General features: G+C 37.1%; 1 protein-coding gene. It reads left to right on the top strand.

Annotation, left to right across the window (positions count from 1 at the left end):
- The coding region (locus Q4566_RS17005) for a RagB/SusD family nutrient uptake outer membrane protein (RefSeq protein ID WP_303423779.1) at positions 1 to 731 on the top strand (731 nt) is incomplete at both ends.

Here is a 731-nt window from a genome sequence, read left to right as displayed (position 1 = left end):
ATTACTGTAAAGAATGGACTAGCAAGTGATGAGCTTGTTGCAAATGTTCCTGGTGACCCATTTTATGAAAACCAATTACTATCCAGTAATCCAGAATTAGGTACTTATTTCTGGGCAGAACCTTATCAGTATATTTATACTGCAAACGCAATCATAAAGGGGCTAGAAGTTTCAACAGGTGTTACTCATGAATTGAAAGAACAGCTCATGGGAGAAGCCTTGTTTATTAGGGCGTTTTGTTATTTCTATTTAGTAAATGATTTTGGAGATGTCCCTATGCACCTCAGTACAGATTTTCAGGAAAATGCTAAGTCTGTAAGGATGCCTAGGGAAGAAGTTTATAAGCAAATAATTGCTGATCTTCAGAAATCTGAAACGCTTTTGGAGGCAGGTTATTCCTTGTCATTAGGAGAACGGGTGAGGCCAAGTAAATGGTCTGCAATAGCCTTACTCGCCCGAGTTTATATTTATACAGAGCAATGGGCCTTGGCAGAAACAAAAGCTTCTCAATTGATATCAAATACCACCGATTTTCAATTATTACAGGATGTCAATCAAGTGTTTTTAAAAAACAGCCAAGAATCGATTTGGCAATTGATGCCAGTGCGATCTAATTTAAATACCATGGAAGGTTTCCGGTTTATAGCAACAAACACACCTGTAGCAACTGAAACAATTTCTAATACTTTACTTAATGCCTTTGAAGTTGGAGATTTGAGATATGACAATTG

This window comes from Tamlana sp. 2_MG-2023, assembly GCF_030548465.1.
Classification (GTDB): domain Bacteria; phylum Bacteroidota; class Bacteroidia; order Flavobacteriales; family Flavobacteriaceae; genus Pseudotamlana.
This window is presented reverse-complemented; position numbering and strand designations above follow the sequence as displayed.